The sequence below is a fragment of the Pseudarthrobacter sp. AG30 genome (assembly GCF_003116525.1).
GTDB lineage: Bacteria > Actinomycetota > Actinomycetes > Actinomycetales > Micrococcaceae > Arthrobacter.
Window position 1 is genome coordinate 182242 of sequence record NZ_QEHL01000017.1, and the last position, 19909, is coordinate 202150.

Sequence of the window (19909 nt, forward strand, 5' to 3'; positions counted from 1 at the left end):
ATGACCGCTGAAATCGCTGAGCCAGCCTCAAAGGTTGAACTGCCTGCCGGCGTTGGCGGGGGCGGGGAAATCCCCACGTTCGATGTCCACCTGCGGGTCCGCCGGTACAACCCGGAGGTCTCCGAGGAAGCCACCTGGGACGACTTCCACCTCACCATGTACGGCACGGACCGTGTCCTGGACGCCCTGCACAAGGTGAAGTGGGAGACGGACGGAACCCTCTCCTTCCGGCGCTCCTGTGCCCACGGCGTGTGCGGTTCCGATGCCATGCGCATTAACGGCCGCAACCGCCTCGCGTGCAAGACCCTCCTGAAGGACCTGGATACGTCCAAGCCCATCACGGTGGAGCCCATCAAGGGCCTGCCGGTGGAGAAGGACTTGATCGTGGACATGGAGCCGTTCTTCCAGTCATACCGCGAAGTCATGCCCTTCCTGATCAACAAGGGCCACGAGCCCACCCGGGAGCGCCTGCAGTCCGCCGAGGACCGTGAACGCTTCGACGACACCACCAAGTGCATCCTGTGTGCTGCGTGCACGTCCTCCTGCCCGGTGTTCTGGACGGACGGGCAGTACTTCGGGCCCGCCGCGATCGTCAACGCCCACCGTTTCATCTTCGATTCCCGTGATGACGCCGGCGACATGCGCCTGGAGATCCTGAACGACAAGGAAGGCGTGTGGCGCTGCCGCACCACCTTCAACTGCTCAGAGGCTTGCCCCCGCGGCATCCAGGTGACCCAGGCCATCGCAGAGGTCAAGCAGGCCATCCTCGCCCGCAAGATCTAGCAGGTCCAACAACAGCAAGAACGGCCGACGGCGTCACTCACCACATGTGGTGGGGGCGCCGTCGTTGTTTCTCCCCACCCGTCCCCTGACCGTGCACGCCTGGCCCGGGAACCCGGCGGGCGTGGGAGCACAGCCATTCCTACCAAGCGAAAGGGAACAGCATGTCCCGCTCCGAAAAAGTATCCTTCGCAGGCTCAACCGGTGAGACGCTGTCCGGAATAATCGACGTCCCGGAAGGCGCGGTCAAGGGCTGGGGAGTGTTTTCGCATGGGTTCACGCTCGGCAAGGACAGCCCGTCCGCGTCCCGGATGTGCAAGGCACTGGCGGACAGCGGCATTGGCATGCTGCGGTTCGACAACCTTGGCCTGGGCGGCTCGGCCGGCGAATGGTCCGCCGGCTCGTTCAGCCACAAGGTGGCCGACACGGTGAAGGCCGCGGAGTTCATGCGTGCGGAGGGGAAGGAAATCTCCCTGTTGGTGGGCCATTCCTTTGGTGGTGCCGCCGTGCTGGCGGCCGCACGGGAGATCCCCGAGCTCGACGCCGTGGCGACGGTGGGCGCGCCCTTCTCCCCCAAGCATGTGGCACACGTCTTTGACGCCGCCCTGGACCGGATCCTCAGCGAGGGGAGCGCCGAGGTGGACCTGGGCGGGAAGCGGGTGGAGATCCGCCGGCACTTCGTGGAGGACCTGGAGAACGCCGACTTGACTGACTGCATCCGGCAACTGCACAAACCGCTGATGGTGCTGCACTCCCCCACCGACAACACCGTGGGGATCGAGAACGCCAGCACGATTTTCCAGACCGCCCGGCACCCCCGCAATTTCGTCTCCCTCGAGGGTAGCGACCATCTGCTGACGGGCAAGGGCCAGGCCGCCCGCGCGGCCCGGATCATCGCGGCGTGGGCCGACCAGTACCTCGACGCCTGAATCACACCCCGTTCCAGGGAGCGCCCGGGCAGCCGGTCTATTTGCCGATGGCAGCCTTGCTCTCGCTGATCCACTGCTCGGCGGCCTTGTCCGGCGCCAGCCTCTTAAACAGGACATCGGTGTTGATCCGGGCCGTGATTTCGGAGACGGCCGTCGAGCCCGTGGGTCCGATGTACGTCGGGGCGAAGTCCATCTTGCCGATCTGGTTGATGTAGTCGGCCTCCACCTTCCCCTGCGGCGTGAGCATGTCCTTGATGGCGTTGCGCATGTCGGCGTTACTGGGAACGCCCCGGTCGCTCTGGATGATTTTGGCCGCCGACTGGTCGTTGACCAGGAAGCTCACGAGCTTTGCCGCCGCGTCAGCGTGCTTGCTGCGGGCCGAGATGGTGTAGAACTGCGAGGACTGGAGCCAGATGCCGGGCGTGGGTTTTTCACCCGGGAGCTTGAGCAGCTTGAGGTCGGCGCCGGATGCCTTGCTGAGGGCGGACAACGAGTTGCTCCAGGTCAGCATCATGGCCGCTTTGCCCATGCCCAGAAGGGTTTGCTCGGTGCTGACGTTGAGCTTCTCAACGGTCTCGGAGGCGCTTGGGGCCGCCCCGGTTTCGCTCAACTTCAGTGAGTAGTCGAAGTAGTCCTGGACCGTTTCCTTGCCGAGCCCCAACTGACCGTCCTGGGTGTAGAGCGATTCACCCCGCTGGCGGGCGAAGGCGTCCAGGGAGTCGTGGGTGAGCACGGTGGCGGTTCCGTAGGTCCCCTTGGGACTGTGGGCCGTGACATCCGCCGCGATCTTCGCGAAGTCGTCCCAGCTCCAGGAATTATCGTCCGGCAGCGGGACTCCCGCCGCCGAGAACACCGCCGGATTGGCGACGATCGCCAGGGCATTGGCACCGGTGGACACCCCGTATTGCTTGCCCTTGACCTGACCGTTTTCCAGTGCGCCCTGGTCCATCTTTGACAGATCCAGCGGGCCCTTGACCGTGGCCAAATCCAGCAGGGCACCCCGGTTGGCGTACTCCGCCGGATAGGCGCCACCCATGGTGATGACGTCGGGAGCATCATTGGCGGCCACCTGGGTGGCAAGCTTGTCGAAGTATCCGCCGATGTCGCCGTACTCCGGCTTGACCTTGATGTTCGGGTTGGCCTTCTCGAATTCGGCGATGGCCTTGTTGGTCAGGTCGGCACGGCCAGCGTTGCCCCACCAGGAGAAACGGATTTCGACAGGGCCGTCCTCAGGCTTGTTGGATGGGGTACTGGAGCATGCCGCGGTGAGGCCAAGGAGTGCCGCGGCCGTGAGGATGGCAGTTGATTTACGAAGGGTTCGGATAACTTTTCGCGTCATTGGGCAAGCTTCTTCCGAGATGAGAAAGCGATTTCGTGAAACGTATCAAAGGCCTGCTTCCGACGTCAAGGGCTCATTCCGACCCGAATGTGCACCATGACTTCGCCTGCCAATGCCGTGAGTTTCTGACGCGCATAACGCGTACCAAGGGTTGACAGTGGCCCCGGCGCGCCGCAAGGATAAAGGCGGGAAAACGTTTTCTAACTCTTCGCCTTTCCCGCACCGCGCCTTTCCCGCAGGGTAAGTTACCCCGTCAGGCGGCTTGTCGTAATGGTGCTTTACCCCCGCATTCCCGCATTCCCCAGGAGGCCGTTCAGCGTGCACAGCCAAGGCACCACCGACCGCGCGGTGACGCCCAAGGCCTCGCCGGGCAGCACCGCGCCCATCGACAGGAGGGCCTTGGTCACGAGGCACAACGTCAGCCAGCGAACAGTGGACCCGCGAAGCCCGGTGTCGGTGGGCAACGGCGAGTTTGCCTTCACAATGGACCTGACCGGCGTCCAGACCTTCCCGGCCGACTATCCGGTGGGTGCCCGCGACGACGCCCTCCCGCCCGGGACACTCCTCGGTACGCAGTCCCAGTGGGGCTGGCATTCCCGTCCCGCCGAGGAACCCTACGGACTGGCCGGCTCCACCGTTTCCTACGATTCCCCCCGCGGGCCTGTGCCCTACGTGGACATGGTGGGAGACATCGTCAACGACCGCGAGACCGGCACCTCGGCCGCCGAAACATGGCTGCGGGCCAATCCGCACCGGCTGGACCTGGCACGCATCGGCTTCATGCTGGCGCCAGGCTCAACCGAACAGGCCATCAGCCGAACAGACCTGGCAGGCACCGTGCAGACCCTCGACCTGTGGACTGGCACCGTCCACAGCCGCTTCACCCTTGGTGGCCGTCCGGTCGACGTCCTCACCGCATGCCATCCGCGTCGCGATGAACTGGGCCTCCACGTGGAATCACCCGCCCTCCACGAGGGGCTGGTGCTCTGCATTGATTTCCCCTACGGATCCGAGGCCTGGCACAACGCCGCCGACTGGAGCCGGCCCGAGGCCCATACCACCACCCTCGGGAAGCCTGTCGCGTCAGAGGTCCATCCCGGCTCGACAACGTGGACCATTCACCGCGAACTGGACAACGCCCGCTACCGGATGGTGGTCAGCGGCAGCGGACTCGTCGTGGAGCAAACGGGCAGGCACCGGATCCGGATCAGCACATTGCCCGGCGGCCCCGGCGTACTCGACGTCGCGCTGGCCTTTGTACCCGCCGGCGACGGCGACTGTATCCCGCGACCCGGGGATGACGCCCTCCTGCCAACGGACCTGCCGCCCGGAGACGCAAAGGCCAGTGCCGCCGTCGGGCCCCTCCCCGGCAGCAACAGCCCCGGCAACGGCATTGCCGCTGCCTCCGCGGCCCATTGGGAGGGGTTTTGGACCACGGGCGCGGCCGTGGAACTGGGTGCGACCGGAGACGCCCGCGCCAAGGAACTTGAGCGCCGCATTGTCCTCTCCCAGTACCTGACGGCGGTCAACTGCGCCGGGTCCCTCCCGCCCCAGGAAACCGGGCTCGTCTGCAATTCGTGGCGCGGACGGTTCCATCTGGAGATGCATTGGTGGCACGCTGCGCACTTCGCCCTCTGGGGCCGTTCGGAACTCCTGCTGCCGTCCCTGCGGTGGTACGCCACGGTCCTCGAAACATCGCGGCAGACGGCGAGGGCCCAAGGGTTCGACGGCGTCCGCTGGCCCAAGCAAGTGGGCCCGGACGGGCGGGAGAGCCCCAGTCCGATCGGCACCTTCCTTCTCTGGCAGCAGCCGCACCCCATCTACCTGGCAGAACTTGTCTATCGCACCAATCCCTGCAAGGAGATCCTGGATGAGTTCGCGGAGATCGTGTTCGAGTCGGCCTCGTTCATGGCCAGCTTCGCGCACCCCACGGCGCGCGGATTCGAATTGGGGCCGCCCATCGTACCGGCCCAGGAAAGCTACGGCCCGATCCGGGCCTCCGTCACGAATCCCACCTTTGAACTGGCGTACTGGCAGTGGGGCCTCCGGACCGCCGCCTCATGGCGGGAACGGATGGGCCTGGAACCTGTGGCGGCGTGGCAGGACGTTGCGGGAGGACTCGTTCCGCCGCGGGTCATCGACGGCGCCTACGCAGCGATAGACGTGGAGCCGTTCACCATCAGGACCGACCACCCGTCAATGCTGTGCGCTTTGGGGGTCCTGCCGCGGACGGACCTCATTGACGAAGACATCATGCGGGCCACGCTGGCCGATGTCCTGGCCGGCTGGGATTGGGAAAGTACCTGGGGTTGGGATTACCCGGTCATGGCCATGACCGCTGCCCGCCTGGGCGATCCGGAGACCGCTGTGGACGCCTTTTGCAGGATGCGGGCAAGAATACGGTCCTGCCCAACGGGCACAACCGCCAAACCGATTCCTTGCCGTTGTACCTGCCCGGCAACGGCGGCCTCCTGGCCGCCACAGCATTGATGGCTGCCGGATGGGACAACGGCCCTGACCATCGCTCCCCCGGTTTCCCGCCGGGCTGGACGGTGCGGTGGGAAGGGCTGCTGCCCTTTCCCTAGGTGCCCGTTCGCCCGGGTCAGGTTTGGGGTGTCGCCCGGCGGGCACCAAGGATCGTCTTGCGGGGCTTGCCGCCGGACGCGAGGTCGGCCTCGCGCACCGCTGACCACCCTGCGGAGACGAGGTAGGCCTGGCTGACCAGGTTGAACCAGATGAGCAGGCCGATGATGATGGCAAACGGCGCCAGGATGGGGTTCCGGCTGGCTCCGCCCAGCAGTTCCGTGCTGAAGATCTGCAGCACGGTGGTGCCCACGGCAGCAAGGATGGTCCCCTCGAGCAGGGCCTGGCGGGAAAGCTTCAACCCGGCAGCCAGCCGGAACATGATCAGCGCGGTGACCCAGTTCAGGACCAGTGGCACCACAATCTTGACGGACGTGGTCAGCGGGCCGGCCAAGGCGTCACTGAGATGCAGGAAATCGGCAACCCAACCTGCGGCGGTGCCGAACACCAGCGATGCGCCAGCGCTGATCACCAGCGCCACGCCCAGCAGGAGCAGGGTCCCGGCGTCGCGCAGCTTGAGCAGGATGGGATTGACCACCAGCGGAGGCAACTCAACAATCCCGCGGAGTCCGTCCCGGAGGCCGTTGATCCAGCCGAGCGAAGTAACCACGGTGACCACGGCGCTGATCACGGCCGTCCAGCCCAGTCCGCTGGGATCCAGCAAGTCCTTGGGGTCCACCAGGCCATCGCCGCCATTGACCTTCAACAGACCCGGGGCGCTCCTGGCCACGCTGCTGATGATGGTGTCCAGCAAGGCCGGCTGGCCGCGGAGTACCAGGCCGGCCACGGAAAAGCCGGTGGCCAGCAGGCCCGTGATGGAGAAGAACATGTTGAAGCCGATGCCCGCGCTCATCAGCGGTCCGTAATGGAGTCCGTAATGCCTGAATGCCCGCATGGGCCGCACGACGTTCAGCCGGGCAGTGAACAACTGTATCCACGCCATCAGGGCAGGAACCTTGCCGCCGGAGCGACGCGCCTTATGCCAGTCGCTGCGCTTCTGGATGACGTCCAGCTTCAGCCGGGCGATTTCGGTAGGCAGGGGCTGCTGGTCAGCCGGCGTCCGTTGCGGTGTTCGCGGCAGCGTCCGTGAAGGGGGTGCCGGCGTCGTTGTTAGTTTCGGTCCCAAAATCCAGCTCTTCCCTTAGCTGCCAGATGCCGTCGGCATCATGCTCATAGAGTCCCATGCTAACCACGGGGAAGGTTGCCTTATAGTTCTTTAGTGCCGTTTCGGCCTCGTCCAGGCTTTCCGGGGCGACGTCGTGGGCAATCGTGACGTGCGGATGGTAGGCGAACGGCAGCTCGCGGTGCAGGGGACCCTGCTGCAGCCTGCGGTGCAGATCCACGCAGTGTTCGAACCCGTCCTCCACTTTGATGAAGACAACAGGCGAGACGGGGCGGAACGTTCCCGTCCCGGCGATGGTGACCGTGAAAGGCCTTTGGCAGCGGGCAACCTCGCGGACGTGCTGTCGGGTTGCCTCCCAATCCTGCGTGGGCGTGGTGGTGATCAGGGTGATGTGCGCCGGTATCACTCCGGCCATCGGGTCACCAAATGACGCGCGCCAGCGCTGCAGCTCCGCGGCAATCTCGTCCGGGAAACCCAGGATGACGCCCACGCTGACGTCTTCGGTCCCGGCCGCGCCGCCTTCCGCCACGGCATCCTGGCCGGGCTGGTCCTCGTAACGGTTACGCCGGGTCCGCTCCGCCTCGCCGGCAGAGCACGCGCTTCCCCTGGCGGTAGCGTTTTTCGAAGACATGGCGCTAGCGGACTCCAGCGAGGGTGAGGGACGGCAGGAAGCCCATGCGCTCGTACACCCGTGCGAGGGTGACCGAAGCGATCTCCCGGGCCCGGTCGGCGCCCAGGGCCAGCAGCCGGTCGAGCTCGGCAGGATCAGCCATGAGCTCGTTCGTGCGGTTGCGGATCGGTGTGATGAAATCCACCACCACCTCGGCGAGGTCCACCTTGAGGTGGCCGTACATCTTCCCCTGGTACTCGGCTTCCAGCTCGGTGACCGTTTTGCCGGTGAGGGCGGAGTAGATGGTCAACAGATTGGACACACCGGGCTTTTCCTCGGCGTCAAAGCGGATCTCCGTTCCGGCGTCGGTGACAGCGGACTTGATGCGCTTGGCTGCGATCTTGGGATCTTCCAGCAGCTGGATGGCACCGTTGGGCGACTCACCCGTCTTGGACATCTTGGCGCTGGGGTTTTGGAGATCGTAGATCTTGGCGCTTTCCTTGACGATCGTTGCCTCGGGCACGGTGAAGGTCTGGCCGAACCGGGTGTTGAAACGCTGGGCCAGGTTGCGGGTCAGCTCAAGGTGCTGGCGCTGGTCCTCGCCAACGGGCACGAGGTCGCTCTGGTACAGCAGGATGTCGGCCGCCATCAGCGTGGGGTAGGCGAACAGGCCCAGCGTGGCGGAATCCGCTCCGGACTTCTGGGTCTTGTCCTTGAACTGGGTCATCCGCGACGCCTCGCCGAAGCCCGTGATGCAGTTCAGGGCCCAGGCAAGCTGCGCGTGCTCGGGCACATGCGACTGGACGAAGAAGATGCTCTTGTCCGGGTCGATACCGGCGGCGATGTACTGGGCCGCGACGATGCGGGTCCGTTTGGCAAGTTCCCCGGGCTCAAAGTCCACCGTAATGGCGTGCAGGTCCGGGACGAAGAATACGGCGTCGTACTCCGCCTGCATATCCACCCAGTTGCGCACGGCTCCGATGTAGTTGCCCAGGTGGAGGGAATCGGCGGTCGGCTTGGCGCCGGAGAGTATGCGCTTCTTGGCTGGCTGGGAAGTCTGGCTGGTCATGGAAGAACTTTCGGGCTCAGAGCTGGTAGTCCACTACCAGCGGGGCGTGGTCGGAGAAGCGGGTGTCCCACGAGGCGGCACGGTCGACGACGGCGGACAGGGCACCGGACGCCAGCCCTGCGGTGGCCAGGTGGTAGTCGATGCGCCAGCCGGTGTCATTGTCGAAGGCCTTTCCGCGCTGCGACCACCAGGTGTAGGGGCCGTCCATCTCGCCGGACAGGTTCCGGTGGACGTCGTGCCAGCCGATTTCCTCGCCCAGGAAGCGGTCGAAGTATGCGCGTTCCGCCGGCAGGAAGCCGGCCTTCTTCACGTTGCCTTTGGCGTTCCGGATATCGAACGGTGTGTGGGCGACGTTCAGGTCTCCCACCACCAGCGCATGGTCGCTGTGCTTGGCCAGCTCCGGCAGCCGGGTGATCATGGCGTCCAGGAAACGGAATTTGTCGTCCTGCTTTGGCGTCCCCACCTCGCCCGAGTGCACGTAGGCGCTGGCTACGGTGAGCTGGACGGGGTTGCCGGCGGCATCCGGGTACCGGAAGTCGGCCTCCACCCAGCGCCCGGCCGTGGCAAAGTAGTCGTCGCCGATGCCGTTCCTGGTGGCGAGGGGTTCCTGCCGGGACGCGATGGCGACGCCGGCACGGCCTTTCGCTTCCGCTTCGGCGTGCAGGATATGCCAGTCATCCCCGAGCAGCTGCCGGACGATCGCGTCAGGGGCGCGTACCTCCTGCAGGCAGAGAATGTCCACGTCCCGCGGCTCAAGCCACGCCGCCATCCCGTTCTTGTAGGCAGCCCGAAGGCCGTTTACGTTGACGGATGCGATGCGAAGGTGGTCCTTGTTCAATGCCGAGCTCACCCGCTCCACTCTAGTCGATGATGGTTCCGGCGACCGGCTCTCCGCTGCCGCCGGAGGACTTGATCATGTCCCGGGCGTTGGTGGCTGTGATCTCGATGGTCTCCAGGGCACGGTTGATGGTGTCCTGGTTGGCGGACGCACCCTTGGCGCGCTCCTCTTCCACCACGCGGACCTGCACCTGGACGATCTTGAAGGAGTGGTCAAGCTTGAGGTCACGTACTTCGTCAGCTTCGGAGCGTTCGTAGATCACGCGGGTTCCGCCGTGGTCGGCGGAAGCGGGCGCGGGAGCGCGGCCGGTGGCGGTGTTGAAGGCGCTCTGCGCCTCGGTGAGCTTTGCCCCCGCCTTCCTGGCGGCCCGTTGGATGCTGAAGACCACGAACGCAGCCAGGACCAGCCAGAAGCCGGCGATGATGGCAACAACCCAACCCACGACGTCGTTCTGGTTTGCCGCAAAGAGGACGGCGACGATGAACGCCGTTACCAGGACCATCAGGCCCGGCCCGCTGATGCGGAACATCGAAAAGCCGCCCCTGGCGGGTTTGGAAGATGACGGTGAGCTGCCCAAAGTTCGCATGCAGCCATTGTCTCAAATGGCGGGCAGTGCTCCGGCCGTCTTCCACCCCGGGCGAACAGGGGCTGCTACCTGAGGAAGAGGCTCCGCAGGCGGAGGGTGGTCAGGAGCATTCCGACGGCGGTCATGGCCAGGTAGTAGCCCACGTGCAACGGTGTGGCGGCCGTGAAGCTTCCCACGCTGATCTGCCGCAGCAGTTCCACCCCGTGCCACAGCGGCATGGCCTGGATGAACCACTGGATGGGCTCGGGGTAGACGCTCAGCGGGTAGAACGTGGCGCTGAACAGGAACATGGGCAGCAGGATGAAGTTGATCCAGTCCATTTGTTGGAATGTCTTGAGGAAGCTGGTGATCCCCATGCCGAGGCTGGCGAAGCCGAAGGCAATCAGCACCGAAGCCGGAATCATGAGCAGCGCCCAGGCCGTGGTAATCAGCCCCATGGCTCCCATGACGGCGGTGAAGCCGGTGGCGTAGAGCATGCCCCGCAGCAGGGCCAAGAAGATCTCCCCCACCGCAACGTCCAGGGGCCCCAACGACGTGTAGAGCATGCCCTGGTAGAGCTTGGCGAAGTTCATTTTGAAGAAGACGTTCCAGGTGGAGTCGTACACGGCGCCGTTCATCGCCGACACGGCAAGCAGGGCAGGGGCGATGTACGCCGCGTAGCTGATGGAAGTCCCGTCGGGTCCGCGGACGTCTCCCACGATGGCACCCAGGCCCACCCCCATGGACACGAGGAACAGCACTGGTTCGAAGAATCCGGACACCATCACCAGCCAGTTGGTGCTGCGCGTCGCCATCAGTCCCCGGGAGATGACGGCCTTTGCATTGCGCGAGTACAGCGGCCCGAACGTCCGGTTGCGCGCCGCCTCGGTCACGCTGGCGGCGCGGCCTGAGACGGCGCTCATTGGCCCATCCTCAGGGCAAAGCGGCGCCGGGTCAGGAGCCAACCCAACGCGGCCAGTCCGCCGAGGACGGCGATGTGCAGGATGGTCAGCAGTGGCGCTTCGTGGTAGCCGAAGCTGAGTACCCGGCCAAGTTCGGTACCGTGCCAGATGGGCGAGATCCATCCGACCCAGCGCACTGCCGGCGGGAGGTTCTCGAGCGGGAAAAATGTCCCGGAGAAAAGGAACAGCGGCATCACGATGAACCGCATCACCAGCGCAAACTGGCCCTTGTCTTCCGTGATCGACGCGGAGTAGGCCATCAGCGGAAGCCCAAAGGCAAGGCCCGTCAGGGTGGCCACCAGGATCCCGGCCCAGCCCCAGCCGGAGGGTGAGGCGCCGAACAGCGCCACGGCGGCGAAGTAGATGGCAGACTGCAGCAGCAGGCGCAGTGTCACGGCCATGATTTGTCCTGCCGCGATCTGCTGTGGAGTCAGCGGTGACGCGTGCGGCCCGTAGTAGATTCGGCGCCACTTGAAGCCGTCCATGACGGGGAACGTGAACTCGTTCGCGGCCGTCATCACGGCAGCGGAGACCAGCAGCGCCGGGGCGATGAAGGCCAGGTAGGACACGCCGCCGAACGCTGCGTTGCCGGAGTCCACCAGGGTGGCCAGGCCCACGCCCATGGCAAACAGGTACGCCACGGGCTGGCCCACGCTGTACATCACAATGGACCAGGAGTACCCCTTCATGACCCGGAGCACCTGCTCCGCATAGTAGAAGGCGCCCCAGCGCCGGGCCTTGGCAGCCGAGATGTCGGGCCGGTGCGCCCTAGGGGCGGGCTGCGGAGCGGCCAGTGGTTCAGTCAACGAGGCTCCGCCCGGTGAGCCGGAGGAAGACGTCCTCCAGCGAGGACCTGCGCACCAGCGACGTCAGCGGCCTCAGGCCGCGGGCCGAGACCTGCTCAAGGGCAGACTCGCCGTCGTGCGCGTACATCAGCACCCGGTCCGGCAGTACTTCGAGGCGGTCACCGATGCCTTCAAGCCGGGACGCGATGGCTGCGTTGCGTTCCGAGCCAAAACGCAACTCCACCACTTCCCTGGTGGAGTGCTCGCGGATCAACTGCGCCGGTGACCCTTCAGCCATGATCCGGCCTTTGTCCACGACGATCAGCCGGTCGCAGAGCTGTTCGGCCTCATCCATGTAGTGGGTGGTCAGGATCAGGGTGACGCCTTGTTCCTTGAGCCGGAACAGCCGGTCCCAGAGGATGTGCCGCGCCTGCGGGTCCAGGCCCGTGGTGGGTTCGTCAAGCAGCAGGATCCTGGGCTCGTTGATGAGGGACCGGGCAATCGTCAGGCGCCGCTTCATGCCGCCGGAGAGCGCGTCCACCTTGGACTTGGCTTTGTCCGTCAGCTGCGCGAACTCCAGCAGTTCGTCGGCTTTTGGCTTCAGGTAGCTCATGGGCAGGCCAAAGTAGCGGCCGTAGACCAGGAGGTTGTCGCGGACGCGCAGTTCTTCGTCGAGGTTGTCCTGCTGCGGCACCACGCCCAGGTGCGCGCGCACTTCCGGCCCGTGCGTGTCCGGGTCCAGCCCCATGATGCTGAGGTTGCCCGAGGTGCGCCGGGTGACCCCGCCGATCATCTTCATGGTGGTGGACTTGCCTGCCCCGTTCGGACCCAGCAGCCCGAAGGACTCCCCCGCCGGAACGCTGAAGGTGATGCCGTCCACGGCCGCCACATCGCCGTACGTCTTGGTCAGGTTCTCTGCGGAGATGACCACTCCGGATGGCCGATGCGCGGTCATGGTGCCGGAGGGCAGGATGGCTTCGTTGTGCACCTGTGCAGACTAGTTGAGGTGCGGCGCATGTGGAAGTGCGCTTGCAGTTTCGTTATAACGGCCGACGGCGGCACGGCGCCTTTCCTGCGAAAGGTGCCGTGCCGCCGTCGTGCGCCCGGTGGCGGGACTACTGCGCGATGCCGGCTGCGCGTTCTGCCGCTTCCACCACGTTGGTCATCAGCAGCGCCACGGTCATGGGTCCGACGCCGCCAGGGTTCGGCGAGATCCAGCCGGCCACCTCCGCAGCGGCGGGATCGATGTCGCCGTAGACGCGGCTCTTGCCCGTCTCAGGATCGGTCTCGCGGGTAACTCCGACATCCAGCAACGCGGCGCCGGGCTTGACGTCCGCCGCCTTGACGATGTGCTTGACGCCGGCAGCACCCACGATCACGTCCGCCTGCCGGAGCAGTTCGGAGAGGTTCGTGGTGCCGGTGTGGGTCAGGGTCACCGTGGCGTTGACGTCCCGGCGGGTCAGCAGCAGGCCGATGGACCGGCCGATCGTGACGCCGCGGCCCACCACCACAACATGCTTGCCTGCCAGGCTGTATCCGTTGCGCTCAAGGAGCTCGATGACGCCGCGGGGGGTGCACGGCAGCGGTGTGGTGATCTTGTGGTTGACGTTCAGCACCAGCCGGCCAAGGTTGGTCGGGTGCAGCCCGTCGGCGTCCTTGGCGGGATCGATGCGTTCCAGGATCGCGTCGGTATCCAGGTGCTTGGGCAGCGGCAGCTGCACAATGTACCCGTGGCAGGCAGGGTCCGCATTGAGTTCGTCAATGAGGGCCTCCACCTGCTCCTGGGTGGCGTCCGCGGGAAGTTCGCGCTGGATGGAGTTCATCCCGATCTGCGCAGATTGCTTGTGCTTCATGGACACATACAACTGCGAGGCCGGATCCGCACCGACCAGTACGGTGGCGATCCCCGGAATGACGCCCTTGGCCTTGAGTGCGGCCACGCGGTCAGTCAGCTCGGCCTTGATGGCAGCGGCGGTGGCCTTGCCGTCAAGGATCTGCGCGGTGGTGGTTTCAGTCATTGGTCACCACTGCTCGTGCTGCGGGTACAGCGGGAAATCGGCGGCCAGCTTGTCAACGCGGGACTGCAGGGCCTCGACGTCGGCGCCGGTGCCGGCCTTGAGCGCGGTGGCGATGATCTCGGCGACCTCGGTGAACTCGGCAGCGCCGAACCCGCGGGTGGCCAGGGCCGGGGTACCGATGCGCAGGCCGGAGGTGACCATCGGCGGGCGGGGGTCGAAGGGCACGGCGTTGCGGTTGACGGTGATGCCCACGGAGTGCAGGAGGTCTTCGGCCTGCTGGCCGTCCAGCTGGGAGTTGCGCAGGTCAACCAGTACCAGGTGGACGTCGGTGCCGCCGGTGAGGACGGAGACGCCTGCCTCGGCGACATCGGCTTGGTTCAGCCGGTCGGCGATGATCCTGGCGCCCTCGAGGACACGCTCCTGGCGCTCCCTAAATTCCTGGGTGCCGGCGATCTTGAAGGCAACGGCCTTGGCGGCGATGACGTGCATGAGCGGGCCACCCTGCTGGCCCGGGAAGACGTTGGAGTTCAGCTTCTTGGCCCACTGTTCCTTCGCCAGGATCACACCCGAGCGGGGACCGGCGAGGGTCTTGTGCACGGTGGAGGTGACGACGTCGGAGTGCGGCACCGGGCTGGGGTGCAGTCCGGCGGCAACCAGGCCCGCGAAGTGTGCCATGTCGGTCCAGAGCAGCGCGCCCACCTCATCGGCGATGGAGCGGAATGCGGCGAAGTCCAGGTGGCGGGGGTAGGCGGACCAGCCGGCGATGATGACCTGCGGCTTTTCGGCGATGGCCTGCTCACGCAGCTTGTCCATGTCGATGCGGAAGTTGTCTGCCTCGACCTGATACGCGGCAACCTGGTACAGCTTGCCGGAGAAGTTCAGCTTCATGCCGTGGGTCAGGTGGCCGCCGTGCGCCAGGGACAGGCCGAGGATCTTGTCGCCCGGGGTGATCATGGCGGAGAGCGCAGCGGCGTTGGCCTGGGCACCGGAGTGCGGCTGGACGTTGGCGTACTCCGCACCGAACAAGGCCTTGACCCTGTCGATGGCCAGTTGCTCGGCGACGTCGACATACTCGCAGCCGCCGTAGTAGCGGCGGCCCGGGTAGCCTTCGGCGTACTTGTTGGTGAGGACGGAGCCCTGGGCCTCCATCACGGCGCGGGGCGCGAAGTTCTCGGAGGCAATCATTTCCAGGGTGCCGCGCTGGCGGCCAAGCTCCTGGTCCAGGACTGCGGCGATTTCGGGGTCGAGCTCTGCCAGCGGCTGGTTGCTGACGGCTGTGGTTGAGGTGGCTGTAGTAGTCACGAAGAACTCCTGGCTAGGGATACGGGCACTGCTTAGGTCAGGCTACCGGCTGGCGCGCCCCCGCACTGCGTTGATGACACCGCGTGGAAGCACTGGGCATGGTGCTGCTGCATTGACGCAGGAGCAGCCCCACAACCGGCAAAACATGACCCTCGGCCCAGGCGTACGATCCGTGGTCTTCGTGATTGCCGCTCCCTGGTGGTTAGCCACCCAACGCCAGTTGCGACCACTCCAGCCTATCAAAAGCACCGTCCGCAGCGCGGGTAGGCTATTACGCGTGAATGAACAGCTGCTGAACCAAGCGTATGTGGTAACCCTGTCCTGCCCGGACCGTCCCGGAATCGTCCACGCGGTGGCCGGCGCCCTTCTGGTGGCAGGATGCAACATTACGGATTCACAGCAGTACGGCAGCCCCTCAACCGGCAACTTCTTCATGCGCGTCGAGGTCACCACACCCGCCGCCAAGTCCGAACTGCGTGCGGCCCTTGAACCGGTGGCGGAGGCCTTCTCCATGCAGTGGAGCCTGAACACCGTCGGCGACAAGGTGCGCACCCTGGTGCTTGCCAGTACCGCCGCCCACTGCCTCAACGACCTTCTCTTCCAGCAGCGCTCCGGGACTCTGCCCATCGAGATCCCCGCCATCGTGTCAAACCACCGGGACCTGGCCGGACTCGCGGAGTTCTACGGCATCCCGTTCCATTACATCCCCGTCACCAAGGACACCAAGGTGCAGGCGGAAGACAAGCTTCGTGGCATCATCGCCGAACACGGCATCGAACTGACGGTCCTGGCCCGTTACATGCAGATCCTGTCCGACGACCTCTGCACCGAGCTGACCGGCAAGGCCATCAACATCCACCACTCGTTCCTGCCGTCCTTCAAGGGCGCCAAGCCGTACCACCAGGCCCACGCGCGCGGCGTGAAGCTGATCGGCGCCACGGCCCACTACGTGACCGCAGCCCTGGACGAGGGTCCGATCATCGAGCAGGAAGTCATCCGGGTGGATCACGCCCGCACGGCGGAGCAGTTCGTCCAGATGGGCCGTGACGTGGAGGGGCGGACCCTGGTCCAGGCCGTGCAGTGGCATGCCGAGCACCGGGTGCTGCTGGACGGCAACCGGACAGTGGTCTTCAACTGACGCGGTCTTCAACTGGCTTCAACCAGCTGGCAGAGGATGCCGTTTTGCTTCCTCAAAACGGCATCTGCTGCGAGTCAGTTGGGTGCAGGGGTGGCTTAGGGTGAAGCCATGGCTCCTCTGTACCCTTTCGCCGGAAATTCGCCGGCTGTCCATGAAACAGCGTTCGTAGCGCCCTCAGCCTCCATCATTGGCCGGGCGACCCTGGACCAGGATTCCAGTGCCTTCTACGGCGTTTCCGTCCGCGCCGACACCGCGGCCATCAGGGTGGGTGCCGGCAGCAACCTGCAGGACAACGTGGTGCTGCACGCCGACCCCGGCTTCCCCTGCACGGTGGGCCGGGGTGTCAGCGTGGGGCACGCCGCCGTCGTGCATGGCTGCACGGTGGAGGACGACTGCCTGATCGGCATGGGCGCCACCGTCCTCAACGGCGCCGTGATCGGTGCCGGCTCGCTGGTGGCGGCCGGCGCCGTCGTCCTGGAAGGAACCGTAGTTCCGCCGCGGTCCCTGGTTGCCGGGGTGCCCGCCAAGGTGCGCCGCGAACTCACGGAGGAAGAGTTCGACGGCGTCCGCGCCAATGCGGCGCACTACGTGGAGCTCGCAGCGAAACACCGCGAGCTCCACCAGTAGGCTTCGACGCCGAGCCGGCGCTAGTCCAGGCTGATTGGCCCCATTGCGTCCAGCAGGTCACCCGGGCCGGGGTTGCCGGGCGCGGATGTCCCGCCCAGGTGGTTCACCACGCCCCATACGGCGTTCAGCCCGGTGGTGACGGCGCCTTCGGCCCAGCCGGCCGTGAAAGAGACGTCGTCGCCGGCCAGGAAGATGCCGCGCTGGGATTCGGGCAGCGCGTCCTGCTTGAAGTGCGTGAACAGCCGCTGCTGGTAGCGGTAGTGCCCCGGCAGGTTGGCTTTGAAGGCGCCCATGAAGTTGGGGTCGGCTTCCCAGGACACGGTAATGGGCTGCCCCACGATGTGCCCGGCGATATCCACTCCGGGGTAGATCTGTTCCAGTGAGTGCAGCATCAGCTCCACGCGTTCGTCCGCGTCCAGGGCAAGCCATTTCAGGGCGTCGTCGTTCCAGGTGTAGGACAGCAGGATGACGGCGGGCTGGTCCGGGCCGTTGTCCAGCAGGTACGTGGCGCGGTTCAGCCGGTCCGTCAAGGTCATGGACAGGACCTCGTGCCCGGTGTCCGGGTCGGTGTCCTTCCAGAACGGCCGGTCCACCATGACAAACGTCTTGGACGACTGCATGTAATGCGAGCGCTCCATGGCGGTCCACAGCTCAGCCGGGAACAATGCTTCCTCGGTGTGGATGCGGGTGGACAGCAACCACGACTGGCACGTGCTCACCACCGCCGGGTAGCTGGCCTCACGGCCCCAGCGTTCACGGATCCGCAGGTTTCCGTCCGGATCGCGGCTGATCTTCCCCACAGCGCCGCGGGGCGAGCCGGAGTGGAGCGAAGCAAGGGAGGTGCCGGCGGGCCAGTGGACCAGGTCCGACGGCGCGTGCTGCCAGAGTGCCTCGGGGAGCCGCTGCGCTCCTCCGCGGATGAACCGGTGCTGGTCGTCCGCGTCGGTGTAGACCACGCGGAGGATCTCCAGGATGGAGTTGGGGAAGTCGGTGTCCCAGCCGCCCGTGCCGAATCCCACTTGGCCGAAAGCCTCGCGGTGGGCGAACCCTGCCTCCTTGAACGAATCGCTCGCGGCGATGAACCCGTAGAAGGTCTGCTCATCCATGAGCGGGAGCAGTTCGTTCCACAGTTCCTTGATCCGGGCCGTGTCGCGGGAGCGGATGGCGTCCTGCATTTCGGTGAACTTGGCGCCGTCGTTGACGGCCGCTTTCCAGGCGTCCGCAACCTCACGGAAAAAGGGCGGGAGGTCTGCCGGCTTTTCCGCGTAGTGCTTCTTGCCTGCCAGCTCGATCACGGTGCTGGAGGTGGCCTCGGCCAGGGGGTTGGGGAACTCACAGGTTTCCAGGCCCAGCAGGTCAACGTAGTGGTAGAAAGCCTTGCCCGAGACCGGGAACCGCATACCGCCGAGGTCCGCCACCACGCCGGGAGCTGCCGGGAAGGCTGCCGTGCGGAGGCGGCCGCCGATCTGGTCTGCCTCGTAGACCACCGGGCGCAGGCCGAGTTTCATCAGCTCGTAGGCGGTCACCAGGCCGGAGAGCCCGGCTCCGATGACGGCCACTTCCGTGCCGTAGAGCTCCGGCGGGACGGAGCCCATGCCGTCCGGGTGGGCCAGGTAGTGGTCGTAGCTGAAGGGGAAATCGGGGTTCAGCATGGTGATGGGCGCCCGGCCGTCGGGGCCCTGCCCGGTTGCTGTGTCCGGCCCGGTTGAGGTGCTGGAGGGATCAGGGGCCGGCAGTTCGGTGGCGGTGGTCATGAGTGTTCTGCTTTCACAGGTTCCTGGCGCGGGGCCTTGGCGGTCAGTTCACGGTAGTCGAGCTCGCTCAGGGCCGCTACCTTCGAGTTTCGGCGTCCGTAGCCGAAGTAAATGGCAATCCCTACGAGCATCCAGGCGCCGAAAACCACCCAGGTATCGGCACCAAGGTTCGCCATGAGGTAGGCGCACATGAGCGTTCCCAGCACGGGCGTGACCGGGTACAGGGGCACCCGGAAACTGCGCTCCAGGTCCGGGCGGTTGCGCCGCAGGTAGATGACGGCGACGTTGACCAGGGCGAAGGCGAACAGCGTTCCGATGCTGGTGGCGTCCGCCAGCGCGCCGAGCGGCACGAGCCCTGCGGTCAGGGCGACGGCGGTTCCCACGATGAGCGTTCCGGCGGCAGGAGTGCCGGTCCGGGCGGAGACGCGACCGAAGACCCTGGGCACCAGGCCGTCCCGGGACATCGAGAGCAGGATGCGCATCTGGCCGTACAGCACGGTGAGGACGATGCTGGCGATGGCCAGGACGGCGCCGATGGAGAAGACCAGCGCAATCCACGGCTGGTGGGTGGTCTCCTCCAGGATCTGGACGAGGGCGGCCTCGGTACCGTCGAACCAGCCCCAGGGCCGGGCCCCGATGGCGGCAACCGCCACGAGGACATAGACGCTGGTGACGATCACCATCGAGAGCAGGATGGCCCGGGGAAGGTCGCGCTTGGGGTTCCGGGCCTCTTCGCCGGCGGTGGAAGCCGCGTCAAAGCCGATGTAGGAGAAGAACACCCGCGAGGCAGCTGCGGAAACACCGGCGGCGCCCATGGGCAGGAGCGGTTCGAAATTGCCCGCATTGAACGCGGTAAAGGCAACGGCGCAGAAGAAGAGCAGGATGCCGATCTTGATGATCACCACTGCCGTATTGATCCAGGCGCTTTCCCGGGCGCCGCGGACCAGCAGGACCATGGCCAGGACCACGATGGCCATCGCCGGGATGTTCACCAGTCCGCCGTCGCCGGGAGGCTGGGACATCGCATCCGGCAGCACCTGCCCAAACGCCGCCAGCGCTTCATTGACGTACTGGCCAGCACCTACGGCTACGGCGGCCACGGAAACGGCGTACTCAAGGACAAGGCACCACCCGCAGATCCACGCCATGCCCTCGCCCATGGTGGCGTAGGAGTAGGAATAGCTGGAGCCCGCTACCGGAACCAGGCCGGCCATTTCGGCATACGACACCGCCGAGAGGAGCGCGGCCAGGCCGGCAATGACGAACGAGATCCAGATGGCCGGCCCGGCCAGCGGCACCGACTCGCCAAGGATCACCAGGATCCCGGTCCCGAGCGTGGCGCCAACACTGATCATGGTGAGGTGGAGGACGCCGAAGCTGCGGACCAGCGCAGTGCCGCCCTCGCCGCTCCCGGCTTCGCTGACCATCTGGCCGATTGGTTTGCGGCGCAGGAGCTGGTCTGCCAGCCGCGGCCGGGAGGCACCCGG

At 65.9% G+C, this 19909-nt stretch carries 17 protein-coding genes and 1 pseudogene; 5 read left to right on the forward strand and 13 right to left on the reverse strand.

The features are described 5' to 3' along the window. Positions 1 to 783 (forward strand): succinate dehydrogenase iron-sulfur subunit, encoded by a 783-nt coding sequence (locus tag DC347_RS14965; protein WP_018761929.1) that lies wholly within the window; start codon positions 1 to 3, stop codon positions 781 to 783. A 161-nt stretch (positions 784 to 944) separates the two neighbouring features. Further along, a complete protein-coding gene (locus DC347_RS14970) occupies positions 945 to 1709 on the forward strand; it encodes a S9 family peptidase (protein WP_018761930.1) in 765 nt (254 codons plus the stop codon). 37 nt (positions 1710 to 1746) lie between these two features. Here DC347_RS14970 and DC347_RS14975 read toward each other — a convergent pair whose 3' ends face one another. Further along, positions 1747 to 3048 (reverse strand): ABC transporter substrate-binding protein, encoded by a 1302-nt coding sequence (locus DC347_RS14975; RefSeq protein WP_109863488.1) that lies wholly within the window; start codon positions 3046 to 3048, stop codon positions 1747 to 1749. 483 nt (positions 3049 to 3531) lie between these two features. Here DC347_RS14975 and DC347_RS14980 point away from each other — a divergent pair. Then, positions 3532 to 5633: pseudogene (locus DC347_RS14980) on the forward strand (hypothetical protein). A 17-nt stretch (positions 5634 to 5650) separates the two neighbouring features. Here the strand turns inward: DC347_RS14980 and DC347_RS14985 are convergent. The 10 genes from DC347_RS14985 to glyA form a co-directional block, all read right to left on the reverse strand. Then, entirely contained in the window at positions 5651 to 6574 is a 924-nt protein-coding gene (locus DC347_RS14985) for a YihY/virulence factor BrkB family protein (protein ID WP_196803324.1), read from the reverse strand. Between the two features lie 106 nt (positions 6575 to 6680). After that, positions 6681 to 7385 (reverse strand): 2'-5' RNA ligase family protein, encoded by a 705-nt coding sequence (locus DC347_RS14990; protein WP_018761935.1) that lies wholly within the window; start codon positions 7383 to 7385, stop codon positions 6681 to 6683. A gap of 4 nt (positions 7386 to 7389) precedes the next feature. Beyond that, on the reverse strand, positions 7390 to 8433 hold the full coding sequence (gene trpS, locus DC347_RS14995; protein WP_018761936.1) for a tryptophan--tRNA ligase: 1044 nt from the start codon (positions 8431 to 8433) through the stop codon (positions 7390 to 7392). 16 nt (positions 8434 to 8449) lie between these two features. Beyond that, positions 8450 to 9283, reverse strand: a complete 834-nt coding sequence (locus tag DC347_RS15000; RefSeq protein ID WP_026264634.1) for an exodeoxyribonuclease III — start codon at positions 9281 to 9283, stop codon at positions 8450 to 8452. A 10-nt stretch (positions 9284 to 9293) separates the two neighbouring features. Beyond that, positions 9294 to 9857 carry a hypothetical protein gene (locus DC347_RS15005; protein WP_109863489.1) on the reverse strand — a complete coding sequence of 188 codons (564 nt, stop codon included), beginning with the start codon at positions 9855 to 9857 and terminating at the stop codon, positions 9294 to 9296. A 65-nt stretch (positions 9858 to 9922) separates the two neighbouring features. Continuing rightward, positions 9923 to 10759, reverse strand: a complete 837-nt coding sequence (locus DC347_RS15010; protein ID WP_109863490.1) for an ABC transporter permease — start codon at positions 10757 to 10759, stop codon at positions 9923 to 9925. Beyond that, positions 10756 to 11604 carry an ABC transporter permease gene (locus DC347_RS15015; RefSeq protein ID WP_109863491.1) on the reverse strand — a complete coding sequence of 283 codons (849 nt, stop codon included), beginning with the start codon at positions 11602 to 11604 and terminating at the stop codon, positions 10756 to 10758. The genes DC347_RS15010 and DC347_RS15015 overlap by 4 nt, the downstream gene beginning before the upstream one ends. Beyond that, positions 11597 to 12538: an ABC transporter ATP-binding protein gene (locus DC347_RS15020; RefSeq protein WP_206073950.1), complete on the reverse strand. Its 942-nt coding sequence runs from the start codon at positions 12536 to 12538 to the stop codon at positions 11597 to 11599. The genes DC347_RS15015 and DC347_RS15020 overlap by 8 nt, the downstream gene beginning before the upstream one ends. Before the next feature lie 160 nt (positions 12539 to 12698). After that, positions 12699 to 13601 carry a bifunctional methylenetetrahydrofolate dehydrogenase/methenyltetrahydrofolate cyclohydrolase gene (locus tag DC347_RS15025; protein WP_018761942.1) on the reverse strand — a complete coding sequence of 301 codons (903 nt, stop codon included), beginning with the start codon at positions 13599 to 13601 and terminating at the stop codon, positions 12699 to 12701. A 3-nt stretch (positions 13602 to 13604) separates the two neighbouring features. Next, the gene (gene glyA, locus DC347_RS15030) at positions 13605 to 14903 is read right to left on the reverse strand and encodes a serine hydroxymethyltransferase (RefSeq protein WP_109863493.1); all 1299 of its coding nucleotides are present in this window, start codon (positions 14901 to 14903) and stop codon (positions 13605 to 13607) included. A 277-nt stretch (positions 14904 to 15180) separates the two neighbouring features. Here glyA and purU point away from each other — a divergent pair, with 277 nt between their 5' ends. Both purU and DC347_RS15040 read left to right on the forward strand, forming a co-directional pair. Next, entirely contained in the window at positions 15181 to 16041 is an 861-nt protein-coding gene (purU, locus tag DC347_RS15035; RefSeq protein ID WP_018761944.1) for a formyltetrahydrofolate deformylase, read from the forward strand. Positions 16042 to 16149: 108 nt separating this feature from the next. Further along, complete coding sequence (locus DC347_RS15040) at positions 16150 to 16668, forward strand: gamma carbonic anhydrase family protein (protein ID WP_109863494.1); 519 nt, start codon at positions 16150 to 16152, stop codon at positions 16666 to 16668. 20 nt (positions 16669 to 16688) lie between these two features. Here the strand turns inward: DC347_RS15040 and DC347_RS15045 are convergent, their stop codons facing one another. Both DC347_RS15045 and DC347_RS15050 read right to left on the reverse strand, forming a co-directional pair. Further along, positions 16689 to 18422 (reverse strand): NAD(P)/FAD-dependent oxidoreductase, encoded by a 1734-nt coding sequence (locus tag DC347_RS15045; protein WP_206073946.1) that lies wholly within the window; start codon positions 18420 to 18422, stop codon positions 16689 to 16691. Next, complete coding sequence (locus tag DC347_RS15050; protein WP_240617823.1) at positions 18419 to 19849, reverse strand: amino acid permease; 1431 nt, start codon at positions 19847 to 19849, stop codon at positions 18419 to 18421. Before DC347_RS15050 ends, DC347_RS15045 begins: the two co-directional genes overlap by 4 nt. Positions 19850 to 19909 lie beyond the last annotated feature (60 nt).